The sequence below is a fragment of the Actinacidiphila sp. bgisy160 genome (genome assembly GCF_965342435.1).
Taxonomy (GTDB): Bacteria; Actinomycetota; Actinomycetes; order Streptomycetales; family Streptomycetaceae; genus Actinacidiphila.
Genome location: NZ_CBDRCM010000039.1, coordinates 70,138 through 76,491, shown reverse-complemented (window position 1 = coordinate 76,491; position 6,354 = coordinate 70,138). Strand labels below are relative to the sequence as shown.

At 72.8% G+C, this 6,354-nt stretch carries 4 protein-coding genes; all 4 read right to left on the bottom strand.

Translation table 11 applies throughout. The annotated features are described in order from the left end of the window. A partial coding sequence (hflX, locus tag ACRWNP_RS26350; protein ID WP_431965495.1) for a GTPase HflX occupies window positions 1-1,492 on the bottom strand: 1,492 nt, incomplete at its 3' end. A 145-nt stretch (window positions 1,493-1,637) separates the two neighbouring features. Then, window positions 1,638-3,122, bottom strand: a complete 1,485-nt coding sequence (locus tag ACRWNP_RS26345; RefSeq protein ID WP_431965493.1) for a M1 family metallopeptidase — start codon at window positions 3,120-3,122, stop codon at window positions 1,638-1,640. A gap of 72 nt (window positions 3,123-3,194) precedes the next feature. After that, entirely contained in the window at window positions 3,195-5,321 is a 2,127-nt protein-coding gene (locus ACRWNP_RS26340) for a RelA/SpoT family protein (protein ID WP_431965491.1), read from the bottom strand. A 150-nt stretch (window positions 5,322-5,471) separates the two neighbouring features. Continuing rightward, window positions 5,472-6,350 (bottom strand): diaminopimelate epimerase, encoded by an 879-nt coding sequence (gene dapF, locus ACRWNP_RS26335; RefSeq protein WP_431965489.1) that lies wholly within the window; start codon window positions 6,348-6,350, stop codon window positions 5,472-5,474. Window positions 6,351-6,354 lie beyond the last annotated feature (4 nt).

Genomic DNA, 6,354 nt, shown 5'->3' with positions numbered 1-6,354 from the left:
GCGCGAACGGTTCGAGCTCCGCCGCGAGCTCGTCGTGCACCCGCGCCTTGAGCACGGTGCCCTCACCGGTGTGCTCCTCGGAGAGCACCTCGCCGTCCGCGTGGACGCGGGCGACGAGGGCACCGCGCGTGTACGGCACCAGGGCCTCGATCTCGACGGCGGGCCGCGGCAGCTCGTCGTCGATCATGCCGAGCAGCTCCGCGATGCCCCGCCCGGTGCGGGCGGAGACGGCGATGGAGTGCTTCTCACGGCGCAGCAGGGACTGCAGCAGCACCGGATCGGCGGCGTCCGCCTTGTTGATCACCACGATCTCCGGCACGTCCAGCGCGCCGACGTCACGGAAGACCTCGCGCACGGCGGCGAGCTGCTCGTCCGGGTTGGGGTGCGAGCCGTCCACCACGTGCAGGATGAGGTCGGCCTCGGCGACCTCCTCCATGGTGGAGCGGAACGCCTCGACCAGGTGGTGCGGCAGGTGCCGCACAAAACCGACGGTGTCGGCCAGGGTGTAGAGCCGCCCGCCCGGGGTCTCGGCCCGGCGCACGGTCGGGTCCAGGGTGGCGAACAGCGCGTTCTCCACCAGGACGCCCGCCCCGGTGAGCCGGTTGAGGAGCGAGGACTTGCCGGCGTTGGTGTAGCCGGCGATCGCGACCGAGGGCACCTTGTGGCGCTTGCGCTCCTGGCGCTTCAGGTCGCGGCTGGTCTTCATCTCCGCGATCTCGCGGCGCATCTTTGCCATCTTCTCGCGGATGCGCCGCCGGTCGGTCTCGATCTTGGTCTCACCGGGACCGCGGGTGGCCATGCCGCCGCCCGCGGAACCCGAGCCACCGCCACCCATCTGCCGGGAGAGCGACTGACCCCAGCCTCGCAGCCGCGGCAGCATGTACTGCATCTGCGCGAGGGAGACCTGGGCCTTGCCCTCACGGCTCTTGGCGTGCTGGGCGAAGATGTCGAGGATCAGCGCGGTGCGGTCGACGACCTTGACCTTGACGACGTCCTCGAGGTGGATGAGCTGGCCGGGGCTGAGCTCACCGTCGCAGACGACGGTGTCGGCGCCGGTCTCCACGACGATGTCGCGCAGCTCCTGGGCCTTGCCGGAGCCGATGTAGGTGGCCGGGTCCGGCTTGTCGCGGCGCTGGATGACACCGTCCAGGACCAGGGCGCCGGCGGTCTCGGCGAGGGCGGCGAGCTCCGCGAGGGAGTTCTCGGCGTCCTGCACCGTGCCGTCCGTCCACACCCCGACGAGCACGACCCGCTCCAGGCGGAGCCGGCGGTACTCGACCTCGGTGATGTCCTCGAGCTCGGTGGAGAGGCCGACGACCCGACGCAGCGACGCACGGTCGGAGCGGTCGAACTGATCGCCGTCACGCTCTCCGTCGATCTCGTGACTCCAGGCGACGTCCTCTTCCATCAGGGCGTCGGCCCGAAGGCTCTCGGGGAGGCGCTGGCGGCTGCGGGCAGAAGAAGCAGAAGAAGAGGAGGAAGAGGAGGTCATTGGATCCTTTGCTCGGAAGATCGACGGGAACGGGGGCGCTCGGCCCCTCGTACGGTGACAACGCCGCGCGGGCCCGGAGGATTCCCCCGGTCCGGACGCGCCGTCGTCGCCGTACGTAGATGGTCGCACGCCCGTCGCCGCCGGGTCACGCGACTTTCCCCGCCTCGCCCTGGTGCGCGTGACCGTGCACCGGTTTGGCGGGCACGGAGCGCTTCCAGTCGGGGTGGCCGGGCATCGGGGGCGTGGTCGGCCCGTGGAGCCAGGCGCGCAGGAAGCCGCCGAGGTCACGGCCGGCGACCTCGGAGGCGAGGGCGATGAAGTCACCGGTGGAGGCGGCCTCGTCGCGGTGGCGGGCGACCCAGGCCCGCTCCAGCCGCTGGAAGGCGTCGGCGCCCATCTCCTGGCGCAGGGCGTACAGCGCGAGCGCCCCGCCGAAGTAGACGTTGCCGCGGAAGATGCCGAGCTTGCCGTCGACGCCGGGGGGTTTGGGGGCGGCGGGCGGGCCGCCGTCACGGCGCAGGCGCGCGTCGGCGCCGTAGGCGGCCTTGGCGAGCTGCTCCAGTGTGAGCTCGTGGTAGTGCTCGGCGGCGTAGCGCCACTGGTACCAGGTGGCGTGCCCCTCGTTGAGCCACAGGTCGGACCAGGTCGCGGGCGAGACGCTGTCGCCGAACCACTGGTGGGCCAGCTCGTGCACCATCACCGGCGCCGCCTCGGCCTCGCGGGCCAGCAGCACCCGCCGCTCGAAGAGCGAGAGGGTCTGGGTCTCCAGCTCGAAACCCGTGACGGTGTCGGCGCTGAGGATGCCGTACGTCTCGAAGGGGTACGGGCCGACCTGCTGCTCCATCCACGCGATCTGCCCCGCGGTCATCGCCAGGCGCTTGTCGAGCTTGGCCCGGTCGGGGTCGGCGGAGCCGACGACGTCACGCAGCGGGAGGCCGCCGGGGCCGGTGCGGCGTACGACGGTGGAGCGGCCGATGGAGACCTGGGCGAGCTCGGTGGCCATCACGTGGACGGTGCGGTAGTTCCAGGTCGTCACGGGGCCCTTGCGGACGGCCGTCTCGGGCAGGCCGTTGGCGACGACCGTGAGATCGCCGGGCGCGGTGACGTGGAAGGCGAAGCGGGCCTTGTCCGAGGGGTGGTCGTTGCAGGGGAAGACGGTGTGGGCGGCGGCGGCCTGGTTGGCCATGGCCAAACCGTCCTTGGTGCGGATCCAGCCGGTGTCGCCCTTGGCCACCGGGTCACTGGTGTGGACGACGGTCACCCGCAGGCGGTCCCCGCGGGGTACCGGGACGGCGGGGGTGACGACCAGTTCCTCGCGCCAGGTGCGGAACGCCGCGCGGCGGCCGTTGACCTCGACGGAGCGGACGTCGCCGCGGAAGTCGAGGTAGAAGCGGCTCAGGGTGTCCGTGGCGAGGGCGTCGACCCGGGTCATCGCGTCCAGGGGCCGGTCGTTGCCGTGGTAGGTGAACGAGATGTCGTAGTCGTAGACGTCGTACCCGGGGTTGCCGAGTTCGGGGTAGAGCCGGTCACCGAGCCCTGCGGGCGTCGTGTCGCCGGGCAGTCCTGCCGCGGTGAGCGCCACCACCGCCGCCGCGGTGACGGTGGCACGGCGCGCAAAGGATCCGATCATGGGATACGGCTATCAGCGCCCCGTGCCCGCCCGGGCGCGGCGCGTCAGCACCCCACCCGATCGGGTACTCCGCTACGGCTGCGCGGCGGCCACGGCCTCCTGGGCGCGGTACACGTCGTACACGCCGGGGACGGCGCGCATGGCACGCATGAGGGCGGGCAGCGCTCCCGGGTCGGGCAGTTCGACGGTGTACGTGTGGCGTACGCGGTGCTCCTGCGGCGGCTCCACGGCGGCGTAGACGATGGCGACTCCCTCGGTGGCGATCACCTCCGTGAGGTCGGCGAGCAGCCGGGGCCGGCCGAGCGCCTCGGCGTAGAGGGTGGCCCGGTGACCGGTGACGGGGGCGTCGGAGCGCCAGTGGACGGCGACCGTGGCGCGGCCCGAGGCGGCCATGCGTGCGGCGACGGGACACTCGCTGCGGTGCACGGCGACGGTGCCGCCGCGGATGGGGAAGCCGGTGATCCCGTCGGGCGGCACGGGGGTGCAGCAGCGGGCCATGCGGACGGCGGCGCCGGGCGGGTCGGTGTCCGCGAGCGGTTCGGCGGCCCGGCGGGCGGCCGTGGCGGCGGAGCGCACGGCGGGGGCGGCCGGCTCCTGCTCGGCGGGGGCCACCGGATGGGCCTCCAGCCAGCGGGCGATGGCGATCCGGGCGGCCGGGGTGCGGGCGTGCTCCAGCCACTCGGGCGAGGGCCCGTACCCCTCCCCGTCGGTGGCCTCGGTCATCAGGAGCTGGACGGTGTCGCCGTCCCTCAATGCCGTGCCGAGCGGCGCGAGCCGGCCGTTGACGCGCACCCCGACGCAGGAGTGGGCGCCCTCGCCGTGCAGCGCGTACGCGGCGTCGGTGCAGGTGGCGCCGTCGGGCAGGCCCACGGTGCCGCCGTCGGCGGAGAAGACGGTGATCTCGCGGTCCTGGGCGAGCTCGTCGCGCAGGGTGCTCCAGAAGAAGTCCGGGTCGGGGGCCTCACGCTGCCACTCCAGCAGCCGGGCGAGCCAGCCGGGACGGGTGGGGTCGGCGCGCTCGCCCTCGTCGGAGTCCGCGCCGTCGCCGGTGGCGTACGGGTTGCCGAGCGCGATGACCCCGGCCTCCGCGACATGGTGCATCTGCCGTGTGCGGATGAGGACTTCGGCGATGCGGCCCTCGCCGTCGCGGATGGCGGTGTGCAGCGACTGGTAGAGGTTGAACTTGGGCGCCGCGATGAAGTCCTTGAACTCCGCGATGACGGGGGTGAAGCAGGTGTGCAGTTCACCGAGGACGGCGTAGCAGTCGGCGTCCTCGGCGACCTGGATCAGCACCCGCCCGAAGTCGCTGCCGCCGGGCTGCGCACCGCGGCGCTTGAGCCGGACCCGGTGCACGGACACCACGTGCCGGGGACGCACCTCGACCTCGGAGCTGATGCCGGCCTCGCGGAGCACTTTGCGGACGTCCTCGGCGACGGCGCCCAGCGGATCGGGCAGGGCGGCGTGCTCCAGGATCAGTTCGGTGGTGCGCAGGTAGTCGTCGGGGTGGAGGATGGCGAAGACCAGATCCTCCAGTTCGGTCTTGAGCGCCTGGACGCCCAGGCGTTCGGCGAGCGGGATCAGCACGTCCCGGGTGACCTTGGCGATCCGGGCCTGTTTCTCGGGGCGCATGACACCGAGGGTGCGCATGTTGTGCAGCCGGTCGGCGAGTTTGATGGACATGACCCGGACGTCGTTGCCCGTGGCGACCAGCATCTTGCGGAAGGTCTCGGGCTCCGCTGCTGCGCCGTAGTCCACCTTCTCCAGCTTGGTGACGCCGTCGACCAGGAAACGGACCTCCTCGCCGAACTCCTCCCGCACCTGATCGAGCGTCACATCAGTGTCCTCGACGGTGTCGTGGAGCAGCGATGCGGTCAACGTGGTGGTCTCAGCGCCGAGTTCGGCGAGGATCAGGGTCACCGCGAGCGGGTGCGTGATGTACGGCTCGCCGCTCTTGCGCATCTGGCCGCGGTGCGAGGACTCGGCGAGCACGTACGCCTTGCGCAGGATGGCGAGGTCCGCGCCGGGATGTCGGTCGCGGTGCACCTTGGCGATGTGCTCGATGGCGTCCGGCAGTCGGCCGGCGCGGCCGCCGGAGCCCAGCAGGGCCGCACGTCCGAGCCGGCGCAGGTCCGCGGTCCGGGGGATGCGCCTGCGTGCCGCGGCGCCCGGGGCGGTCTCCACTGCGTTGTCCGGTCTCATGCGGCACCTCCGGCAGCGTCACCCACCGGCGGGATGGCTTCCGTGCCGGTGCTTGATGCTACCGAGCCCATCACGTGCCGCTGCCACACTCTCGCCCAGCGTGATCGGCATCACCCGTTCGAGCGAATACCGGGTCCGCGGAGTGGATCCTCAGCCGCGCTCGCCGAGCCAGGCCGGGTCGATGACGCCCTCGGCGACGATCACGGCGGGTCCGGTCATCTCGACAGTGCCGTCGGGACGTTCGGTGATGACCAGGGTGCCGCCCGGCAGGTCGACCCGGTATGTCTCGGGGCTGCCGGTCACGGCCGGGTCGCGGCCGTCGCGCCGGGCCGCGGCGACCATGACGGCGCAGGCGCCGGTGCCGCAGGAGCGGGTCTCGCCGGAGCCGCGCTCATGGACCCGCATGGCGACGTGGCGGTCGCCGCGGTCGACGACGAACTCCACGTTCACGCCGTCCGGGTAGGCCGTCGCGGGCGCCCAGGCCGGGGGCTCCAGCAGCTTGCCGGCGTCGGCGAGGTCGTCGACGAACGCGACAGCGTGCGGGTTGCCCATGTTCACGTTGCGGGCGGGCCAGTTGCGCTCGCCGACCGCCACCTCGACCTCACCGCCGGGGAGCGCGGCGCGGCCCATGTCGACGGTGATGTCACCGTCCTCTTCGATGCGCACCCGGCGCACGCCCGCTCGGGTCGCCACGGCGACGTCCCCGGCGCCGGTGAGCCCGGCGCGCAGGAGGTAGTGGGCGAAGACGCGTACGCCGTTGCCGCACATCTCCGCGATGCTGCCGTCGCTGTTGCGGTAGTCCATGAACCACTCGGCCTCCGCGGCCATGGCGGCGGCCTCCGGGTGCTTCGCCGACCGCACGACCCGCAGCACCCCGTCGCCGCCGATCCCGGCGCGGCGGTCGCACAGGCGCGCGACGGTCCCGGCGGTCAGGTCGAGGGCCCCGTCGGGGTCGGGGATGATCACGAAGTCGTTCTCCGTGCCGTGCCCCTTGAGGAAGGGCAGGCCCTGCGGTGCCGCGCTGGTCATGGCC

Coding starts and splice junctions, on each gene's coding strand:
- ACRWNP_RS26345 (WP_431965493.1), bottom strand. CDS start 3,122: ATGATCGGATCCTTTGCGCGCCGTGCCACCGTCACCGCGGCGGCGGTG.
- ACRWNP_RS26340 (WP_431965491.1), bottom strand. CDS start 5,321: ATGAGACCGGACAACGCAGTGGAGACCGCCCCGGGCGCCGCGGCACGC.
- dapF (WP_431965489.1), bottom strand. CDS start 6,350: ATGACCAGCGCGGCACCGCAGGGCCTGCCCTTCCTCAAGGGGCACGGC.